This window comes from Isoptericola sp. NPDC058082 (assembly GCF_042885055.1).
Classification (GTDB): Bacteria; Actinomycetota; Actinomycetes; order Actinomycetales; family Cellulomonadaceae; genus Isoptericola.
The window spans coordinates 76,630-95,325 of sequence record NZ_JBHVSQ010000007.1 but is presented as its reverse complement, the minus strand read 5'-3'; the positions used below and the strand labels follow the sequence as shown (position 1 = coordinate 95,325).

General features: G+C 73.5%; 17 protein-coding genes. 13 read left to right on the top strand and 4 right to left on the bottom strand.

Features of this window, described 5'->3' with window-relative positions; all coding sequences use genetic code 11:
• Positions 1 to 38 precede the first annotated feature (38 nt).
• Genes ACFVS0_RS11680 through ACFVS0_RS11650 form a run of 7 tightly spaced genes read left to right on the top strand, consistent with a single transcriptional unit; the run spans position 39 to position 8,080 of the window.
• Entirely contained in the window at positions 39 to 1,538 is a 1,500-nt protein-coding gene (locus tag ACFVS0_RS11680; RefSeq protein ID WP_430588059.1) for a fumarylacetoacetate hydrolase family protein, read from the top strand.
• Positions 1,535 to 2,248: a GntR family transcriptional regulator gene (locus ACFVS0_RS11675; protein ID WP_430551589.1), complete on the top strand. Its 714-nt coding sequence runs from the start codon at positions 1,535 to 1,537 to the stop codon at positions 2,246 to 2,248. The genes ACFVS0_RS11680 and ACFVS0_RS11675 overlap by 4 nt, the downstream gene beginning before the upstream one ends.
• Positions 2,245 to 3,771, top strand: a complete 1,527-nt coding sequence (hpaE, locus tag ACFVS0_RS11670; RefSeq protein WP_430588058.1) for a 5-carboxymethyl-2-hydroxymuconate semialdehyde dehydrogenase — start codon at positions 2,245 to 2,247, stop codon at positions 3,769 to 3,771. Before ACFVS0_RS11675 ends, hpaE begins: the two co-directional genes overlap by 4 nt.
• 25 nt (positions 3,772 to 3,796) lie before the next feature.
• Positions 3,797 to 4,951: a 3,4-dihydroxyphenylacetate 2,3-dioxygenase gene (gene hpaD / locus ACFVS0_RS11665; RefSeq protein ID WP_430562721.1), complete on the top strand. Its 1,155-nt coding sequence runs from the start codon at positions 3,797 to 3,799 to the stop codon at positions 4,949 to 4,951.
• The gene (gene hpaH / locus ACFVS0_RS11660) at positions 4,948 to 5,757 is read left to right on the top strand and encodes a 2-oxo-hept-4-ene-1,7-dioate hydratase (RefSeq protein WP_430551586.1); all 810 of its coding nucleotides are present in this window, start codon (positions 4,948 to 4,950) and stop codon (positions 5,755 to 5,757) included. The genes hpaD and hpaH overlap by 4 nt, the downstream gene beginning before the upstream one ends.
• Positions 5,742 to 6,581, top strand: a complete 840-nt coding sequence (locus ACFVS0_RS11655; RefSeq protein WP_430588057.1) for an aldolase/citrate lyase family protein — start codon at positions 5,742 to 5,744, stop codon at positions 6,579 to 6,581. The genes hpaH and ACFVS0_RS11655 overlap by 16 nt, the downstream gene beginning before the upstream one ends.
• Positions 6,578 to 8,080: an NAD-dependent succinate-semialdehyde dehydrogenase gene (locus ACFVS0_RS11650; RefSeq protein WP_430588056.1), complete on the top strand. Its 1,503-nt coding sequence runs from the start codon at positions 6,578 to 6,580 to the stop codon at positions 8,078 to 8,080. The genes ACFVS0_RS11655 and ACFVS0_RS11650 overlap by 4 nt, the downstream gene beginning before the upstream one ends.
• A 166-nt stretch (positions 8,081 to 8,246) precedes the next feature.
• Here ACFVS0_RS11650 and ACFVS0_RS11645 read toward each other — a convergent pair whose 3' ends face one another.
• The 4 genes from ACFVS0_RS11645 to ACFVS0_RS11630 form a co-directional block, all read right to left on the bottom strand.
• Positions 8,247 to 9,686 carry a dihydrolipoamide acetyltransferase family protein gene (locus ACFVS0_RS11645; protein WP_430588055.1) on the bottom strand — a complete coding sequence of 480 codons (1,440 nt, stop codon included), beginning with the start codon at positions 9,684 to 9,686 and terminating at the stop codon, positions 8,247 to 8,249.
• Positions 9,687 to 9,715: 29 nt separating this feature from the next.
• Positions 9,716 to 10,729 (bottom strand): alpha-ketoacid dehydrogenase subunit beta, encoded by a 1,014-nt coding sequence (locus ACFVS0_RS11640; protein ID WP_430565153.1) that lies wholly within the window; start codon positions 10,727 to 10,729, stop codon positions 9,716 to 9,718.
• Positions 10,726 to 11,883, bottom strand: a complete 1,158-nt coding sequence (gene pdhA / locus ACFVS0_RS11635) for a pyruvate dehydrogenase (acetyl-transferring) E1 component subunit alpha (RefSeq protein WP_430588122.1) — start codon at positions 11,881 to 11,883, stop codon at positions 10,726 to 10,728. The genes ACFVS0_RS11640 and pdhA overlap by 4 nt, the downstream gene beginning before the upstream one ends.
• A gap of 256 nt (positions 11,884 to 12,139) precedes the next feature.
• Complete coding sequence (locus ACFVS0_RS11630) at positions 12,140 to 12,406, bottom strand: hypothetical protein (RefSeq protein WP_430551581.1); 267 nt, start codon at positions 12,404 to 12,406, stop codon at positions 12,140 to 12,142.
• 108 nt (positions 12,407 to 12,514) lie between these two features.
• Here ACFVS0_RS11630 and ACFVS0_RS11625 point away from each other — a divergent pair, with 108 nt between their 5' ends.
• The 6 genes from ACFVS0_RS11625 to ACFVS0_RS11600 all read left to right on the top strand — a co-directional run bounded on the left by ACFVS0_RS11625 (position 12,515) and on the right by ACFVS0_RS11600 (position 18,676).
• Positions 12,515 to 12,913 carry a RidA family protein gene (locus ACFVS0_RS11625; protein WP_430551580.1) on the top strand — a complete coding sequence of 133 codons (399 nt, stop codon included), beginning with the start codon at positions 12,515 to 12,517 and terminating at the stop codon, positions 12,911 to 12,913.
• A 33-nt stretch (positions 12,914 to 12,946) separates the two neighbouring features.
• Positions 12,947 to 13,201 (top strand): hypothetical protein, encoded by a 255-nt coding sequence (locus ACFVS0_RS11620; protein WP_430588054.1) that lies wholly within the window; start codon positions 12,947 to 12,949, stop codon positions 13,199 to 13,201.
• A 64-nt stretch (positions 13,202 to 13,265) separates the two neighbouring features.
• Positions 13,266 to 15,557: an alpha-galactosidase gene (locus ACFVS0_RS11615; RefSeq protein WP_430588053.1), complete on the top strand. Its 2,292-nt coding sequence runs from the start codon at positions 13,266 to 13,268 to the stop codon at positions 15,555 to 15,557.
• Positions 15,558 to 15,582: 25 nt separating this feature from the next.
• Entirely contained in the window at positions 15,583 to 16,581 is a 999-nt protein-coding gene (locus ACFVS0_RS11610) for a hydroxyacid dehydrogenase (protein WP_430588052.1), read from the top strand.
• Between the two features lie 236 nt (positions 16,582 to 16,817).
• Positions 16,818 to 17,744 (top strand): carbohydrate ABC transporter permease, encoded by a 927-nt coding sequence (locus tag ACFVS0_RS11605; RefSeq protein ID WP_430563441.1) that lies wholly within the window; start codon positions 16,818 to 16,820, stop codon positions 17,742 to 17,744.
• Positions 17,741 to 18,676: a carbohydrate ABC transporter permease gene (locus tag ACFVS0_RS11600; protein ID WP_430588051.1), complete on the top strand. Its 936-nt coding sequence runs from the start codon at positions 17,741 to 17,743 to the stop codon at positions 18,674 to 18,676. The genes ACFVS0_RS11605 and ACFVS0_RS11600 overlap by 4 nt, the downstream gene beginning before the upstream one ends.
• Positions 18,677 to 18,696: the final 20 nt, after the last annotated feature.

Sequence of the window (18,696 nt, the reverse complement as noted above, 5' to 3'; positions counted from 1 at the left end):
GTGCAGTTCGCGAGATCGTATATCATCCGAGATACGACATGACAGCCTCGACCGACAGTGGGGTGCCCGTGGTCACCGACGACCAGCCCAAGCCCGGCAAGATCATCGCCGTCCACCTGAACTACCCGTCCCGCGCAGCGCAGCGGGGCCGGACGCCGCACCAGCCGTCCTACTTCCTCAAGCCCGGCTCGTCGCTCGCCGCGACGGGCGGCACGATCGAGCGCCCGCTGGGCACCGAGCTCCTCGCCTTCGAGGGCGAGGTCGCGATCCGCATCGGCACCGCCGCGCGCTGGGTCTCCCCCGCCGACGGCTGGTCGCACGTCGACGCCGTCACCGCGGCGAACGACTTCGGCCTCTACGACCTCCGCGCCGCCGACAAGGGCTCCAACCTGCGCAACAAGGGCGGCGACGGCTACACGCCGCTCGGCCCCCGCTGGATCCCCGCGTCGGCCGTCGACCCCGCGGGCCTGCGGGTGCGCACCTGGGTGGACGGCGAGCTCGTCCAGGACGACTCCACCGGCACGCTCCTGTTCGACTTCGGCCGCCTCGTCGCGGACCTGTCCCAGCACCTCACGCTCGAGCCCGGCGACGTGATCCTCACCGGCACCCCGGCGGGCTCGTCCGTCGTCGGCCCCGGGCAGGTCGTCGAGGTCGAGGTGGACGCCCCGGAGGCACCCGGCGCCAGCGCCTCGGGGACACTGTCCAGCGGCCGCCTCGTCACCACCGTCACCGCCGGGACGCACGCGTTCGGCGACTTCGGCTCGACGCCGGCCGTGGACGAGACGCAGCGCGCCGAGGCCTGGGGCACCCCCGCGCCGGAGCCCGAGCCCGCCTTCGTCCTCACGGACGCCCACCGCGAGCGGTTCGCGGGCGTCGCGGTCGCGACGCTGTCGGCGGCGCTGCGCAAGCGCGGCTACACCGACGTCTTCGTCGAGGGCGTGCACGGCAACCACCCGGGCGACCGGTTCGTCGGCACCGCCCGCACGCTGCGGCTCATCCCGTTCCGCCCCGACCTCTTCGCCTCCCACGGCGGAGGCTTCAACGCGCAGAAGCGCGCGTTCGACGCCGTCGGGCCGGGCGAGGTGATCGTCGTCGAGGCGCGTGGCGAGCGCGGCACCGGCACCGTGGGCGACGTGCTCGCCCTGCGCGCCCACGTGCGCGGCGCGGCCGCGATCGTCACGGACGGCGGGGTGCGCGACGCCGACGCCGTGGCCGAGATCGGCATCCCCGTCTTCTCCCAGGGCCCGCACCCGTCCGTCCTCGGCCGCAAGCACGTGCCGTGGGAGACCGACGTGACCGTCGCCTGCGGCGGCGCCTCGGTGCAGCCGGGCGACGTCGTCGTGGGCGACGGGGACGGCGTCCTCGTCATCCCGCCCGCGCTCGTCGAGGAGGTGCTCGCCGAGTCCGAGGCCCAGGAGGCCGCCGACGCGTGGGTCGCGCGGCAGGTCGCGGCCGGCGCCCCCGTCGACGGGCTGTTCCCCATGAACGCCGAGTGGCGGGCACGGTACGAGCGCGAGACCGCCGGGGGTGCCGGATGACCGTCCCGACGACGTCGACCGCCGTGAGCAAGTCCCAGCGCGCGTACGCGTACCTGCGCGAGCGGATCGAGGACGGGCGCTTCGTGCCCGGCTACCGGCTGGTGCTGGCACAGCTCGCGGGCGAGCTCGACATGTCCGTGGTGCCGGTGCGCGAGGCGATCCGCCGCCTGGAGGCCGAGGGGCTCGTGACGTTCGAGCGCAACGTCGGCGCCCAGGTCGCCCTCATCAAGGAGACCGAGTACCAGCACACGATGGAGACGCTCGCGCTGGTCGAGGGCTTCGCCACCGCGCTGTCGGCGCCGCACCTGTCGGCCGCGCAGCTCGACGCCGCGCGCGCGGTCAACGAGCGGATGCGCGAGTGCCTCGCCGACTTCGACCCGCACCGGTTCACGGAGCTCAACCTCGAGTTCCACGCCGTCCTGTTCGAGCCGTGCCCCAACCCGCACGTGCTCGACCTCGTGCACCGCGGCTGGCGGCGCATGACCGTGCTGCGCGACTCGTCGTTCTCGTTCGTCCCCGGCCGCGCCCGGGAGTCCGTCGCCGAGCACGACCGGATCCTCGACCTCGTCGTGCGGCTCCAGGCCGGCGACGCCACCCCGGAAGAGGTCGAGCTCGCCGCCCGCCGCCACCGCACCACCACCCTCGACGCCGTGCTCGCCCGCCAGGCGTCCCACCATCTGTCCCACAAGGCCACGGAGGTCCAGCGATGACCAGCCACGCACCGGATGCCAGCACCCACACCAGGAACGGGCACCGCCCCGCCGACCTGCCCACCGCGATCCGGCACTACATCGACGGCCGCTTCGTCGACTCCGTCGACGGCGCCACCTTCGACGTGCTGGACCCGGTCTCGAACGAGACCTACCTCCGGGCCGCCGCGGGCAAGCAGGCCGACGTCGACGCCGCCGTCGCCGCCGCCCGCCGCGCGTTCACCGAGGGCCCGTGGCCGAGGATGCTGCCCCGCGAGCGCTCGCGGGTGCTGCACCGGATCGCCGACCTCGTGGAGTCGCGCGACGCCCGCCTCGCCGAGCTGGAGTCCTTCGACTCCGGCCTGCCGATCACGCAGGCCCTCGGCCAGGCGCGCCGCGCCGCCGAGAACTTCCGCTTCTTCGCGGACCTGGTCGTGGCGCAGGCCGACGACACCTACAAGGTGCCCGGCCGCCAGATCAACTACGTCAACCGCAAGCCCATCGGCGTCGCCGGGCTCATCACCCCGTGGAACACGCCGTTCATGCTCGAGTCGTGGAAGCTCGCCCCCGCGCTCGCCACCGGCAACACCGTGGTGCTCAAGCCGGCCGAGTTCACGCCGCTGTCCGCGTCGCTGTGGGCCGGGATCTTCGAGGAGGCCGGGCTGCCCCAGGGCGTGTTCAACCTCGTCAACGGCCTGGGCGAGGAGGCCGGCGACGCGCTGGTCAAGCACCCCGACGTGCCGCTCATCTCCTTCACCGGCGAGAGCAGCACGGGCCAGCTGATCTTCGGCAACGCCGCCCCGTACCTCAAGGGCCTGTCGATGGAGCTCGGCGGCAAGTCCCCCGCCGTCGTCTTCGCCGACGCCGACCTCGACGCCGCGATCGACGCGACGATCTTCGGCGTCTTCTCCCTCAACGGCGAGCGCTGCACGGCCGGCTCCCGCATCCTCGTGGAGCGCGCCGTCTACGACGAGTTCGTCGAGCGGTACGCCGCCCAGGCGAAGCGCGTGCGCGTCGGGTACCCGCACGAGAAGGACACCGAGGTGGGCGCGCTCGTGCACCCCGAGCACTTCGACAAGGTCATGAGCTACGTCGAGCTGGGCAGGACCGAGGGCCGGCTCGTCGCCGGCGGCGGGCGCCCCGAGGGCTTCGAGACGGGGAACTTCGTGGCCCCCACGGTCTTCGCGGACGTGAAGCCCGACGCCCGGATCTTCCAGGAGGAGATCTTCGGGCCCGTCGTCGCGATCACGCCCTTCGACACGGAGGCCGAGGCGCTCGAGCTCGCCAACGGTGTGAAGTACGGGCTCGCGGCGTACATCTGGACCAACGACCTCAAGCGGGCCCACAACTTCTCCCAGGCCGTCGAGGCCGGGATGGTCTGGCTGAACTCGAACAACGTGCGCGACCTGCGCACCCCGTTCGGCGGCGTCAAGGCTTCCGGCCTCGGCCACGAGGGCGGGTACCGCTCCATCGACTTCTACACCGACCAGCAGGCCGTGCACATCACGCTCGGCAAGGTCCACAACCCCACGTTCGGCAAGTGAACCGCCCTCCCCTTAGGACGCTGCAATGACGCACCTCAACGACCGCACCCTCACCTCCTCCGGCTTCTACGTGAGCCAGGAGGCGCCGATCCACTCGGACCACCCGATCGCCACGCCGTCCAGCCCCGCGCCCGACATCCTGCGCTGCGCGTACATGGAGCTCGTCGTCACGGACCTCGCGGCCTCCCGCGCGTTCTACGTCGACGTGCTGGGCCTGTACGTCACGGAGGAGGACGAGCAGAGCATCTACCTGCGCTCCACCGAGGAGTTCATCCACCACAACCTGGTGCTGCGCCAGGGCGAGGTGGCCGCCGTCGCCGCCTTCTCCTACCGCGTGCGCACGCCGGAGGACCTCGACAAGGCCGTCGCCTTCTACACCGAGCTCGGCTGCGAGGTGCGGCGCGAGCCGGGCGGCTTCACGAAGGGCATCGGCGAGTCGGTGCGCGTCGTCGACCCGCTCGGCTTCCCGTACGAGTTCTTCTACGCCACGGAGCACGTCGAGCGGCTGTCGTGGCGCTACGACCTGCACACCCCCGGCGAGCTGGTGCGGCTGGACCACTTCAACCAGGTCACCCCGGACGTTCCGCGGGCCGTGAAGTTCATGCAGGACCTGGGCTTCCGCGTCACGGAGGACATCCAGGACGACGCCGGGACGGTCTACGCGGCGTGGATGCGCCGCAAGCCCACCGTGCACGACACCGCCATGACCGGCGGCGACGGCCCGCGCATGCACCACGTGGCGTTCGCGACGCACGAGAAGCACAACATCCTCGCCATCTGCGACAAGCTCGGCGCGCTGCGGCGCTCCGACGCCATCGAGCGCGGTCCGGGCCGGCACGGCGTCTCGAACGCGTTCTACCTGTACCTGCGCGACCCCGACGGGCACCGCGTCGAGATCTACACGCAGGACTACTACACCGGCGACCCGGACAACCCCGTCGTCACCTGGGACGTGCACGACAACCAGCGCCGCGACTGGTGGGGCAACCCCGTCGTGCCGAGCTGGTACACCGAGGCGTCCCTCGTGCTGGACCTCGACGGCAACCCGCAGCCCGTCGTCGCCCGCACCGACGACTCCGAGATGGAGGTGACCGTCGGCGCCGACGGGTTCTCCTACACCCGCCGGGACGACGCCGACGGCGGCGGCGTGCAGGGGTTCAAGCTGGGAGCCACCCTGTGACGGGGGCCGACGGCGAGCGCACCCTCGACGACGACGCCGTCGTCGCCGTCGCCGACGAGCTCGCCGAGGCCGACCGCACCCGCACCCCCGTGCCGCTGCTCACCGCGCGGCACGAGGGGATGACGGTCGCGGACGCGTACGCCGTGCAGCGCACGTGGCGCGAGCGCGGGGAGGCGCGCGGCCGCCGCGTCGTCGGGCACAAGATCGGCCTGACGTCGAAGGCCATGCAGGCCGCGACCGGCATCACCGAGCCGGACTACGGCGTCATCTTCGACGACATGGTGCTGGAGTCGGGCAGCGTCGTGGAGCACGCCCGGTACTCGAACGTGCGGGTCGAGGTGGAGCTGGCGTTCGTGCTCGCGTCGCCGCTCGAGGGCCCCGGGACCACCGTCACCGACGTGCTGCGCGCCACCGACCGCGTCGTGCCGGCCCTGGAGATCCTCGACGCGCGCGTCGAGATGCCGGGACGCACCATCGTCGACACCATCAGCGACAACGCCGCCATGGGTGCCATGGTGGTGGGCGGGCGGCCCGTGCGGGTCGACGACGTCGACCTGCGCTGGGTGTCCGCCCTGCTGTACCGCAACGAGACCATCGAGGAGACGGGCGTCGCCGCCGGCGTGCTGGGGCACCCCGCCGCGGGCGTCGCCTGGCTCGCGAACAAGCTGGCGGCGCACGGCGACTCGCTCGCCGCCGGCGAGACCGTCCTGGCCGGGTCGTTCACCCGCCCCACGTGGGTGCACCCCGGCGACACCGTGCACGCCGACTACGGGACCCTGGGGGCCGTGACATGCCGCTTCGTCTGACCGACGGACCGACCACCGACCGCTCGCTCGCCGCGATGCTCGCCGAGGCCGCGGACGAGGGACGCCCCCTCGTCGGTGCCTGGTCCTCGATGGGCAGCCCCGTCGCCGCGGAGCTCCTGGCCGGCAGCGGCCTGGACGTCGTGCTCGTCGACGGCGAGCACGGGCCCAACGACCTCAGAGACGTCCTCGCGCAGCTCCAGGCCACCGCCGCGTACCCGGTCGCGACGCTGGTGCGCGTCCCGTCCGGCGACCCGGTGGGCCTCAAGCGGGTGCTCGACCTCGGCGCCACCAACGTGCTGGTCCCCATGGTCGACTCCGCCGCCGAGGCCGAGGCCGCCGTCCGCGCCGTGCGGTACCCGCCGGCCGGCGTGCGCGGCGTCGGCAGCGCGCTCGCCCGCTCGTCGCGCTGGAGCCGCGTGCCCGGCTACCTGGGCGGCGCGGACGAGGGCATCACGCTCGTCGTCCAGCTCGAGACGCGCGCCGCGATCGACGACGCCGCCGCCATCGCCGGCACGGACGGCGTCGGCGCCGTCCTCGTCGGCCCCGCCGACCTCGCCGCGTCGCTCGGCCACCTGGGCCGGCAGGACCACCCCGAGGTCGTGGACGCGGTGCTCGGCGCGATCGCCGCCTGCCGCGCCGCCGGCACCCCCGTGGGCGTCAACGCCTTCGACCCGGCCATGGCCGACCGCTACCTCGACGCCGGGGCGGCCTACGTCGTCGTCGGCGCCGACGTCACCCTGATCGCGCGCGGGTCCGAGCAGCTCGCCGCGCGCGTCGCCTCCCGCACCACGACCCCGCAGCCGAAGGACGGTGGAACCCGATGACGACGACCACTCCGACATCTCCGACCAGCTCGACCAGCCCGCGCGAGCGCGCGGCCGAGCTCCTCACCAGCACCCCGACGGGCCTGCTGGTCGGCGGCACGTGGCGCGACGCGTCCGACGGCGGCACGTTCGCCGTCGAGGACCCGGCCACCGGGGAGACCCTGACCCACGTCGCCTCCGCGACGGGTGACGACGCCCGGGCCGCGATGGACGCCGCCGCGGCGGCGCAGGCGTCGTGGGGCGCGACCCCGGCGCGGGAGCGGGCCGAGATCCTGCGCCGCGGGTTCGCCCTCGTGCAGGAGCGGCGCGAGGACCTCGCGCTGCTCATGACGCTCGAGATGGGCAAGCCGCTCGCGGAGGCGCGCGGCGAGGTCACGTACGGCGGCGAGTTCCTGCGCTGGTTCGCCGAGCAGGCCACCCACGACGACAGCCGCTACGCCCGCACCCCCGAGGGCTCGCTGCGGATGCTCGTGCAGCGCCGGCCCGTGGGCCCGTGCCTGCTCATCACGCCGTGGAACTTCCCGCTCGCGATGGCCACCCGGAAGGTGGCGCCCGCCGTCGCCGCCGGCTGCACGATGGTGCTCAAGCCGGCCCGCCTCACCCCGCTGACGTCGCTCCTGTTCGCGCAGCTCATGGTCGAGGCCGGGCTGCCCGACGGCGTGCTCAACGTGGTGCCATCGGCCTCCGCCTCGGCCGTGAGCGAGCCGGTGATGGCCGACCCGCGGCTGCGGAAGGTGTCGTTCACCGGCTCCACGCCGGTGGGGCAGGCCCTGCTGCGGTCCGCCACCGAGAACGTGCTGCGCACGTCGATGGAGCTCGGCGGCAACGCCCCGCTCGTCGTCTTCGAGGACGCCGACCTGGACGCCGCGGTCGACGGCGCCATGGCCGCCAAGCTGCGCAACGGCGGCGAGGCCTGCACCGCCGCCAACCGGTTCTACGTGCACGAGTCCGTGGCCGACGAGTTCGTCTCCCGCCTCGCCGAGCGCTTCCGCGCCGTCGTCGTCGGGAACGGCCTGGACGACGGCACCACGCTGGGCCCGCTCGTCGAGGCGAAGGCCGTAGACTCCGTCGCGGCGCTGGTGGACGACGCCGTCGCGCGCGGCGCGCAGGTCGTCGTCGGCGGAGAGCGCCCCGACGGCCCCGGCCACTTCTACCCCGCGACGCTGCTGCGCGACGTCCCCGCGGACGCCCGCTGCATGACGGAGGAGATCTTCGGCCCCGTCGCCCCGGTCGCGACGTTCGCCACCGAGGACGAGGCGGCGGAGCTCGCCAACTCCACCGAGTACGGGCTGGCGTCGTACGTGTTCACCGGGGACGTGCGCCGCGGGCTCGCGTTCGCCGAGCGGCTCGAGTTCGGTCTGCTGGGCCTCAACGCCGGCGTCATCTCCAACGCGGCCGCACCGTTCGGCGGCATGAAGCAGTCCGGCACCGGCCGCGAGGGCGGCTTCGAGGGCATCGCCGAGTACCAGGAGACGCAGTACGTCGGTATGCCGCTCTGACCGGGAGGTATTCCGGATCCCCGCGAGGTAGTTCGGATCCCCGCGAGGTAGTTCGAGGCCCGGCAAGGTAGTCGACTACCTCGCCGGGCCTCGAACTACCTCGGCATCTTCGGAACTACCTCGCGGAGGATGGAACTACCTCACGGGGATCGCTCGACCTCGCGGGTCAGCCCCAGACGAGTCCGCGCGCCGGGTCCTCGAGCACCTTCGCGACGTCGGCCAGGTAGCGGGCGGCGAGCTCGCCGTCGACCAGGCGGTGGTCGACGGACAGCGCGAGCTGCGTGACCCAGCGCGCCTTGATCTTGCCCTTGTGCACCCACGGCTGCCGGCGGATCGCGCCGAACGCGAGGATGCCCGCCTCGCCGGGGTTGAGGATCGGCGTGCCCGTGTCGGTGCCGAAGATGCCGACGTTGGTGATGGTGATCGACCCGTCCGCCATGTCCGCGGGCTGCGTGCGGCCCGCGCGCGCCGTGGACGTGAGGGTCGCGATCGCCTTCGCCAGGCCGAGCAGGTCGAGCGTGTGCGCGTCCTTGATGTTCGGCACGACGAGCCCGCGCGGCGTCGCGGCGGCGATCCCCAGGTTCACGTAGTGCTTGTAGACGATCTCCTGCGCGGCCTCGTCCCAGCTCGCGTTGATCTGCGGGTGCCGGTTGACCGCCAGCAGCATCGCCTTGGCGGCGACGAGCAGCGGCGTCACGCGCACGTCCGCGAAGTCCCGGTCCTCCTTGAGGCGGGCGACCAGCTTCATCGTCTTCGTGACGTCGATCGTCTGGAACACCGTGACGTGCGGGGCCGTGAACGCGCTGGCCACCATCGCCTCGGCCGTGCGCTTGCGCACCGACTTCACCGGCACGCGCGTCTGGCGGCCGTCCTGGCTGACCGTGCCCGACGCGAGCCACGGCTGGTCGTCGTCGGGGTACGTGGCGAGGGCCTTCGGCGCCGCACCCTCGGCGTGCGCGACGACGTCCTCCCGCGTGACGATCCCGCCCGGGCCCGTGGGGTGCACGGAGGCGAGGTCGACGCCGAGGTCCTTCGCCAGCTTGCGCACCGGCGGCTTGGCGAGCACGCGGGTGGTCGACGAACCGGGCGTCGCCGGCACGCTCGCCATCGGCTTCTCGATCGTCGGGGCGGCCGGGGCGGGGGCCGGTGCGTCGACGTCGAGGCGAGCGCTCGAGGTCGAGGTCCCGGACATCGACGTCGGGCGCTTCGCCTCGACCTCGGCGGCCGGGGCCGCGGCGCGCCGCCGTCGTCGGCCACCGCCCGCGCCCTCCCCGGTGCCGTACCCGACCAGCACGGAGCCCGAGCCCTCGCCCGACGTCTCCTCGGCGGCCGCGGCGGGCGCGTCCGACGGCGCTCCGGCGGGGGCGTCGGTGGTGATCTCGATGATCGCGGTGCCGACGTCGACGGTGGTGCCCTCCTCGGCGAGGAGCGCCGTGACGGTACCGGCCCACGGCGACGGCAGCTCGACGAGCGACTTGGCGCTCTCGATCTCCACGATCACCTGGTTGACGGCGACGGTGTCGCCGACGGCGACGCGCCACTCGACGATCTCGGCCTCCGTGAGGCCCTCTCCCACGTCGGGCAGCGGGAAGCGCTGGGTCGTCATCGTTCTCCTCAGCTCGCTCTCGGTCGCTCTCAGTGGGCCAGCACGCGGTCGACGGCGTCGACGACGCGGTCGACGCTCGGCAGGTACTCGTGCTCGAGCTTCGCGACGGGGTACGGCGCGTGGAAGCCGCCCACGCGCAGGACGGGCGCCTCGAGGGAGTAGAAGCACTCCTCGCTGACGCGGGCCGCGACCTCGGCGCCGGAGCCGAGGAACGTCGGCGCCTCGTGGACGACGACGCAGCGGCCGGTCCGCTTCACGGACGCGACGACCGCGGTGACGTCGAGGGGCGAGATCGCGCGCAGGTCGACCACCTCGGCGCTGGTGCCCTCGGCCGCCAGCGTGTCGGCGGCCTTGAGCGCCGTCGCGACCGTCGGCCCGTAGGCGACGAGCGTGACGTCGGTGCCCTGCCGGGCGACGCGCGCCCGGTTGAGCACGTCGGCGCCGCCGGCCGCGGCCACCGTCGGGTAGGCGCCGGCCGTGACCTCGCCCTTGGACCAGTAGCGGCCCTTCGGCTCGAAGAACAGCACCGGGTCCGGCGACGCGACCGCGGCGCGGATCATGTCGTAGGCGTCCTGCGGCGTGGACGGCGAGACGACGCGCAGGCCCGGCGTGTGCGCGAACAGCGCCTCCGGGCTCTCCGAGTGGTGCTCCACCGCGCCGATGCCGCCGCCGTAGGGGATGCGGATGACGACGGGCACCTGGAGGCGCCCGCGCGACCGGTAGTGCATCTTCGCGAGCTGGGTCGTGATCTGGTCGTACGCCGGGAAGACGAACCCGTCGAACTGGATCTCGCACACCGGCCGGTAGCCGCGCAGCGCCATGCCGATCGCGGTGCCGACGATGCCGGACTCCGCGAGCGGGGTGTCGACCACGCGGTCCTCGCCGAAGTCCTTCTGCAGTCCGTCGGTGACGCGGAAGACGCCGCCGTTGCGCCCGACGTCCTCGCCCATGACGAGGACCTTCGGGTCCGACTCGAGCGCGGAGCGCAGGCCTTCCGTGATGGCCCGCGCGAACGTCAGGGTCTGCGGGGTTGCTGAGGTCATCGGGCCGCCCCCGTCGTCTCGTCCGTCTCGTTCTCGTACTGCTCGAACCACGCCCGCTCGGTCTGCACCTGGGCGTGCTCGGTGGCGTACACGTGCTCGAACATCGCGCTGGTGGGCGGGGCGCCCAGCTCGCGCACCTCGGTGCGCAGCCGCTCGCCCAGGGCGTCGGCCTCGCGCTCGATGCCGGCGGCCCAGCCGTCGTCCCAGCCGCCCTCGGCGCGCAGCAGCGCGGCGAGACGGTCGATCGGGTCGCGGCGGGCCCAGTGGTCCTCCTCGGCGCGGGCGCGGTAGCGGCTCGGGTCGTCGGAGGTGGTGTGGGCGCCCATGCGGTAGGTGTAGGCCTCGACGAACGTCGGGCCGCCGCCGGTGCGGGCGCGCTCGAGCGCCTCCGCCGTCACCGCGTAGCAGGCGAGGACGTCGTTGCCGTCCACCCGGACGCTGGGGATGCCGAAGCCCTCGCCGCGCTGGTACAGCGGGGCGCGCGACTGGCGCGACGTCGGCTCGGAGATGGCCCACTGGTTGTTCTGGAGGAAGAACACGACGGGCGCGTTGTTCACCGCCGCGAACACGAGCGCCTCGCTGACATCGCCCTGGCTGGTGGCGCCGTCGCCGAAGTAGGTGACGACGGCGGCGTCGCGCGCGGCGTCGCCGGTGCCGACCGCGCCGTCGCGCTGCACGCCCATCGCGTAGCCGGTCGCGTGCAGCACGTGGGAGCCGATGACGAGGGTGTACAGGTGCACGTTGTGCTCGTTCGGGTCCCAGCCGCCGTGGTCCTCGCCGCGGTACAGGCGGAGGCGGTCGACCGGGTCGACGCCGCGCGTCTGGAGCACGCCGTGCTCGCGGTAGGAGGGGAACACGTAGTCCTGCGGCGACAGGGCGTAGGCCGACCCGACCTGGGCGGCCTCCTGGCCACGGCCCTGCGCGTACAGCGCGAGCTCGCCCTGGCGCTGCAGGGCCGTGGCCTCGTCGTCGAACCGTCGCGTCAGCACCATGTCGCGGTACAGGGCGCGCAGGTCCTCGGAGGTGAGGTGGTCGACACGCGAGCGGTAGGTCGCGTTGTCGGGTTCGACGACACGCTCGCCGGTGGGCGAGACGAGCTGGACCAGGGGTTCGACGTCAGCGGGCGCGACGTCGGCGGGCCCGCCGACAGGCATCTTGTCGGGCTCGCCGGTGGTGGGCTGCGGCACGCGGTCTCCTTCGCTGACGGCCCCTGGGTGGGGCTGGGCTGCTCCGGCACGGAGGAGGTCCCGGCCCACCACGACGGTGACCACCGGAACCTACGCCTTCGTAGCCTACGCCAGCGTAGGTTGCCGTCCAGGGGGCAGACCCCCCGGCGGCGGTGCCAATGTCCCCCCGGTCATTTTGGAGGAATCCTCCAAGCACGAGGGCGGTCGACGCTGGCCACGCTGGTCAGCGCGGGTACCCCTGACCGGCCCGCAGCGCGTCCCGCTCGCGCAGCACGGGCCACCGCGAGAAGGCGAACACCAGGAACATCACCACGTTGAGGACCGGCACGATGCCGACCAGCACCCACCAGCCCGAGTAGCCGGCCTTCTGGATGATCCGGATGTACGCGATCAGGAAGATCACGGCGACCGCGAGGTAGACGATGATCGCGGCGGTGCCGAACAACCATCCGTAGTCGTCGGCGAGCTGGTCGTAGTCCACGGTGTCCATGGCGGGGAGTCTTCCGCCGCGGCGCGGCACCGCAACCGGAGCCGGGTCCGGGCGGCATGTCGGTGGCCGGCGGGATGCTCGGGGGACACCTCGACGAAGGGACCGCCCATGAACGCGCAGTCGACGCCGACGCCCGTCAACCCGCCCCAGCTGCACCAGAACCCCGCGTTCGCGTGGGGCATGGTCCTGCCCGCCGGGCGCACGCTCTACGTCGGCGGGCAGAACGGCACGGACCCCGACGGCGCCCTCGTGGAGGGCGGCCTCGGCCCGCAGACCGAGCAGGCCCTGCGCAACGTGCTCGCCGTCCTCGAGGAGGCCGGCACGGATGCGGAGCACGTGGCGAAGCTGACGATCTACCTCGACCCGTCGGTGGACCCGAACGACGGCTTCGCCGCCTCGCAGAAGGTCTGGCAGGCGCGCACCGCCGTCACCGTCCTCGCCGTCGCCCCCGCGAGGCCCGGCGCACTCGTCGAGGTCGAGGCCGTCGCGACGATCCCCGAGGGCTGACGCGCCCGCAGACGGCGCCCTAGGCTGACGGCCGTGCGCAGACACCGCGGTCGCGGGATCCTCCGGGTGGTAGCCGTGCTGGCGCTGTTCCTTGCCGTCGCCGACGGCTTTCGTTGGGGGAACCGCTGGTACGTCTCGACGATGTTCGAGGACTCCTCGCCCGAGTACGCCCTCGAGATCATCGCCAAGGCCCACGACGCGCTGGTGCACGGGCTGATCTGGCTCGTCGTCGCAGCCCTGGCCGCCGCCGTCGGGTGGCGGCTCCGGGTGGTGCGGCGGCCGGCGTGACCAGGTTCGACCGGATCGCGGGCGCACGCGTGATCCACGCCACCCCGCATGGCACGCTCGTGCGGTGACCGTCACCTCCGGCCGCGCCGACGCCGCCGACACCACCGCCCGCGGCCCCGCCGTCGACACCCTCGTCCACCTGCGCGCGGACGGCGTCAGCGTCCTGGTCGACGCCCGCGGCGGCGAGCTGCCCGCCGTCGTGCACTGGGGCGACGACCTCGGCCCGCTGACCGCCGACGACGCGGCCGCCGTCGTCGTCGCCGCGGCCGCCCCGCTCGTGAACAGCGGGCCGGACGAGCCGACGCGGCTCACCCTCGCGCCGGAGCCCCGCACGGGTTGGCTCGGCCGTCCGGGTCTCGTGGGCGAGCGCGACGGCGACGGGTGGTCGCCGCGCTTCACGACCACGGTCGCGACGCTCTGCGGCGGTCCGCTCGCCGGCGGCCTCACGGAGGCCGGTGCGGGGGCCCTGCGCGTCGAGGCGACGGACCCGGTCGCGGAGCTCACGCTCGTCCTCGACGTCGAGCTCACCGTGGACGGCGTGCTGCGGGTCAGGGCCGCGCTCCGCAACGACGGCGGCCCGTACCGGCTGCACGAGCTCGCCGTCGTCCTGCCCGTGCCGCCGCGGGCGCGCGAGGTCCTCGACCTCACGGGCCGGTGGGGCAAGGAGCGGGTGCCGCAGCGGCACGACCTCACGGTGGGCACGCACCTGCGCGAGGGCCGCCGCGGCCGCACGGGCTTCGACGCCGCCACCCTGCTGACCGCGGGGGTCCCGGGCTTCGGCTTCGGCCACGGCGAGGTGTGGGGCGTGCACGTGGCCTGGTCGGGGAACCACCGGCACTGGGCCGAGCGCCTCCCCACGGGCGAGCAGGTGCTGGGCGGGAGCGAGCTGCTGCTGCCCGGCGAGGTGACGCTCGCCGCGGGCGAGGAGTACGAGACGCCGTGGGTGTACGGCGTGCACGGCCACGGCCTGGACGCGCAGGCCGCGCGCCTGCACCGGATGCTCCGCCGCCGCACGGCGCACCCGCACGGCCCGCGACCGGTGACCCTCAACGTGTGGGAGGCCGTCTACTTCGACCACGACCTGGTGCGTCTCACCGCGCTGGCAGACGCCGCTGCCGAGCTCGGTGTCGAGCGGTACGTGCTCGACGACGGCTGGTTCCGCGGCCGCCGGGACGACACCCGCGGGCTGGGCGACTGGGTGGTCGACGACGAGGTCTGGCCCGACGGCCTGGACCCGATCGCCGACCACGTGCACGGCCTCGGCATGCAGTTCGGGCTGTGGTTCGAGCCCGAGATGGTCAACCTCGACTCGGACCTGGCGCGGGCGCACCCCGAGTGGGTCATGGGCGCCGGCGGCCGGGTGCCGGTGCCGTCGCGGCACCAGCACGTGCTCGACCTGTCGAACCCCGACGCCGCCGCGTACGTGCTCGAGCGGATGAGCGCCGTCATCGGCGCCCACGGCGTGGACTACGTGAAGTGGGACCACAACCGCGACCTCGTCGACCCGGGCTCCGGGCTGGACGGGCGCCCCGCCGTGCACGCCCAGACGCTCGCCGCCTACGGGATCATGGCCGAGCTGCGGCGGCGGCACCCCGGGCTGGAGATCGAGTCGTGCTCGTCCGGCGGCGGACGGGTGGACCTCGGCGTCGCCGAGCACACCCAGCGCGTGTGGGTGTCGGACTGCACCGACCCGCTGGACCGCCAGCAGATGCAGCCCTGGACGGCGCAACTGCTGCCGCTGGAGTACCTGGGCGCGCACGTGGCCGCGGACGTCAGCCACCAGACCCACCGCGCGCACTCGCTCGCCTTCCGCGCGGCGACCGCCCTGTTCGGCCACTTCGGGATCGAGTGGGACCTCACGCGCTCGACGCCCGAGCAGCTCGCCGACCTGGCCGGCTGGGTCGAGCTGTACAAGGCCGAGCGCGGCCTGCTGCACACGGGCACGCTCGTGCGCCAGGACGCGCCCGACGCCGACTCCCCGCAGGTGTGGGGCGTCGTCGCGACCGACCGGTCCCGCGCCCTGTTCCAGGTCGCGACCCTGACCCGGCCCGCCACCGCGCCGCCCGGCCGGCTGACCCTGCGCGGCCTGGACCCCGAGCGCCGGTACCGCGTCACCCCTCTGCCGCTGAGCAGTGAGGCGTTCGGCGCCTGGAACGTGCCGCCGTGGTTCGCGCTGCCGTCCGCCGACGGCGCGCTCGCCTCCGACGGCATCACGCCGCTGCCGCGGCCGGCCCGGCCCGGCGACGTGCCCCGCGGCACGGTGCTCACCGGGCGCGCGCTCGCGGTCGCCGGCCTGCAGGCGCCGGAGGCCGCACCCGGCACGTCGCTCGTGCTGCGGGTGGAGGCCGTCGGCTGACGGCCCTCCCGGCTAAGGTCAGACCATGCCGACGCCGCCTGCCGCCCCTGCCACGACGATCCTCACCGCCGTCGGCGAGGAGTGGGCGGGCTCCGTGCTCGACCCCGCGGTGCGCGACCGGCTGGCCGCCCACGGCCCGGTCGTCGACCTCGGGGCCGGCGACGACGCCGCGCTCGCCGCCGCGCGCGTGCTCGTCACGGGGTGGGGCGCCGCGGAGCTGGACGCCGCGCTGCTCGACCGGCTGCCGCGCCTGGAGCTCGTGGCGCACGCGGCCGGCTCGGTGCGCGGCATGGTCACGCCGGAGGTGTGGGCACGCGGGGTCCGGGTCACGTCGGCGGCGCACGCCAACGCGCGCGCCGTCGCGGACTTCACCGTGTCGATGGTGCACCTGGCGGTGAAGAACGCGCTCCGGCTCGGCCTCACGGCCGCCCGGGAGCACGCGATGCCGGGGCGCGACGGGATCCGCGGCCTCGACGGCGCCACGGTCGGCCTGGTCGGGTTCGGGCTCATCGCGCGCCTCGTCGCCGAGGCCCTGCACCCGCTCGACGTGCGCGTGCTGGTGCACGACCCGTACTACGACGCCGACGACGCGCGCCGGGCGGGCGTGGAACCGGTCGGCCTGCCCGAGCTGCTCGCGGCGAGCGACGTCGTCTCCGTGCACGCCCCGCTCACGGACGGCACGCGCGGCATGCTGGGCGCCGACGAGCTCGGCCTGCTCGCGCCGTCCGCCACCCTGGTCAACACCGCGCGCGGCGGGCTGGTCGACCACGACGAGCTGGCCCGCACGCTCGCGGACCGGCCGGACCTGTTCGCCGTCCTCGACGTCACCGAGCCCGAGCCGCTGCCGGCGGGGCACCCGCTGCTGGGCCTGGGCAACGTCTTCCTCACCCCGCACGTCGCCGGCTCGCTGGGCACCGAGGAGGCCCGGCTGGGCCACGCCGCCGCGGACGAGGTCGACCGGTGGGCCGCCGGCGAGCCGTTGCGGCACGAGGCGCGGCCCGAGCAGCTGCCCTTCACCGCCTGAGCGCACCCGCAGCGCCCCCGCCCAGAGGCCGCCGAGCCCGACCCACGTCGGGCTCGGCGGCCTCTCGCGTGTTCACTGTTGTGTGATGTTGTGTTCTGATCTGTTCACTCGCGGGCCAAGTTGTTACCGCACCGAGACCGCAGGAGTTTGACCAGATCGGCCAAGATCGGCCAGAGTGTGTCGCGGACACCAGCTCATCACCCTCGTTGCCGAGGTTGACCCACAGGGACGTGGACATGACGAGTTCACAAACTCACACTCTTGAACACAGAAACTCACAGACGACACCACGACGGCTCAGCGACGGACAGTTCGCCGTCCTGCTGCTCCTGCCGGGCGTCGCTCTGCTGGCCGGCGTCGTGCTCTACCCGCTCATCGCGGCACTGGTCACGGCGTTCTTCGAGCAGAGCCTCGTGCTGCCCGGACGCACGTTCGTCGGGCTGCAGAACCTCGTGGACGTGCTGCAGGGCGACTTCCTGCGGCTGCTGCGCCAGACGCTCGTCTTCACGCTCGGCACCACGATCCTGCCGTTCGTGGTCGGCTTCGCCCTCGCGCTGGCGCTGAACACGAGGATCCGCGGCGCCAAGGTGCTGCGCGGCCTCATGCTCATCCCCTGGCTCGTGCCCGGCGTCGTCGTCTCGTTCCTGTGGATGTGGATCTTCAACGCCAACTACGGCGTGATGAACGCGCTGCTCCAGACGGTCGGCCTCGTGGACGAGCCGCAGGCGTGGCTCGCCCAGCCGGGCACCGCGATGGGCGCCGTGATCCTCGCGAAGACCTGGCAGTCGTTCCCCTGGATGATGGTCATGCTCCTGGCCGGCCTCCAGACCGTGCCGGTCGAGCTGCACGAGGCCGCCGAGATGGACGGTGCGGGCACCGTGCGCCGGTTCTTCTCCATCACGCTGCCCCACCTCAAGGGCATCGTCGGCCTGGTGCTGCTGCTGGAGTTCATCTGGAACTTCCAGCACTTCGACATCATCTACGTCCTCACCGGCGGCGGCCCCGCGGGTGCCACCCAGACGTTCGCCACCGCCGTGTACGAGACCGCCTTCCAGGGCTACGACCTCGGCAAGGCCGGCGCGCTCGGCCTGCTGTGGATGGTCCTGCTCATGGCGCTCGTCGTCGTGTACGTCCGCTTCTCGGAGAAGGGAGAGGAGCGATGAGCGCGACGACGCAGCTCCCCGCCGCGCCCACCCCACCGTCGGCGTCCTCCCCGGCCGACGACGCGCCCCGCCCGCCGCAGCGCCTCCGCCGCGGCGCGCTGCGGTCGGAGCGCCCCGGCGTGCGGATCGCCGCCTGGGCCACGGTCGTCGTCTGCGGCGGGTTCGGCCTGCTGCCGGTGTACTGGCTGCTCGCCACGTCGCTCACGCCGCGCGACCAGGTGTTCAGCTACCCGCCGAAGTTCTTCCCGTCGGCGCCGACGCTGGACGCGTTCACCTCGCTCGCCTCGAACGACCAGCTGTTCGGCTACCTGCGCAACAGCGTCATCGTCTCGGTGATCACCGCAGTGCTGTCGGTGCTCGTCTCGGCGTACATGGGCTACTCGTTCTCCAAGTTCCGCTACCGCGGCCGTCGCTCGCTCATGTACCTGGTGCTGGCGTCGCAGATGTTCCCGCAGGCGCTGCTGCTGGTCACGCTCTACAGCGTGTTCAGCGCCTACAACCTGCTGAACACGTACACCGCGCTGGTGCTGAGCTTCACCACGTTCACGCTGCCGCTGTGCGTGTGGATGCTCAAGGGCTTCTTCGACACCATCCCCGACGAGCTCATCGAGGCGGCGCGGGTCGACGGCGCCTCCCGGCTGCGGATCATCCACTCGATCGTGCTGCCGCTGGCCGCGCCGGGCCTCATCGCCGCGGGGCTGTTCGCCTTCGTCCGCGGGTGGAACGACTTCGTCTTCGCCCTCACCCTCGCCGGCCCGGAGAAGCAGACCCTGCCGCCCGGCCTGGTCAACACGTTCATCGGCGAGGCCTCGACGGCGTGGCCGGAGCTCATGGCGGCGTCGCTCGTCGTCTCGCTCCCGGTCGCCATCGCGTTCATCGCCCTGCAGAAGTACCTCGTCGGCGGCCTCACCGCCGGCGCCGTCAAGGGCTGACCGAGCCCGCGACGCCCGTC

Coding starts and splice junctions, on each gene's coding strand:
- hpaE (WP_430588058.1), top strand. CDS start 2,245: ATGACCAGCCACGCACCGGATGCCAGCACCCACACCAGGAACGGGCAC.
- ACFVS0_RS11605 (WP_430563441.1), top strand. CDS start 16,818: ATGACGAGTTCACAAACTCACACTCTTGAACACAGAAACTCACAGACG.
- hpaD (WP_430562721.1), top strand. CDS start 3,797: ATGACGCACCTCAACGACCGCACCCTCACCTCCTCCGGCTTCTACGTG.
- ACFVS0_RS11640 (WP_430565153.1), bottom strand. CDS start 10,729: ATGACCTCAGCAACCCCGCAGACCCTGACGTTCGCGCGGGCCATCACG.
- ACFVS0_RS11655 (WP_430588057.1), top strand. CDS start 5,742: ATGCCGCTTCGTCTGACCGACGGACCGACCACCGACCGCTCGCTCGCC.
- ACFVS0_RS11650 (WP_430588056.1), top strand. CDS start 6,578: ATGACGACGACCACTCCGACATCTCCGACCAGCTCGACCAGCCCGCGC.
- ACFVS0_RS11680 (WP_430588059.1), top strand. CDS start 39: ATGACAGCCTCGACCGACAGTGGGGTGCCCGTGGTCACCGACGACCAG.
- ACFVS0_RS11600 (WP_430588051.1), top strand. CDS start 17,741: ATGAGCGCGACGACGCAGCTCCCCGCCGCGCCCACCCCACCGTCGGCG.
- pdhA (WP_430588122.1), bottom strand. CDS start 11,883: ATGCCTGTCGGCGGGCCCGCCGACGTCGCGCCCGCTGACGTCGAACCC.
- ACFVS0_RS11625 (WP_430551580.1), top strand. CDS start 12,515: ATGAACGCGCAGTCGACGCCGACGCCCGTCAACCCGCCCCAGCTGCAC.
- ACFVS0_RS11645 (WP_430588055.1), bottom strand. CDS start 9,686: ATGACGACCCAGCGCTTCCCGCTGCCCGACGTGGGAGAGGGCCTCACG.
- ACFVS0_RS11675 (WP_430551589.1), top strand. CDS start 1,535: ATGACCGTCCCGACGACGTCGACCGCCGTGAGCAAGTCCCAGCGCGCG.
- ACFVS0_RS11610 (WP_430588052.1), top strand. CDS start 15,583: ATGCCGACGCCGCCTGCCGCCCCTGCCACGACGATCCTCACCGCCGTC.
- ACFVS0_RS11630 (WP_430551581.1), bottom strand. CDS start 12,406: ATGGACACCGTGGACTACGACCAGCTCGCCGACGACTACGGATGGTTG.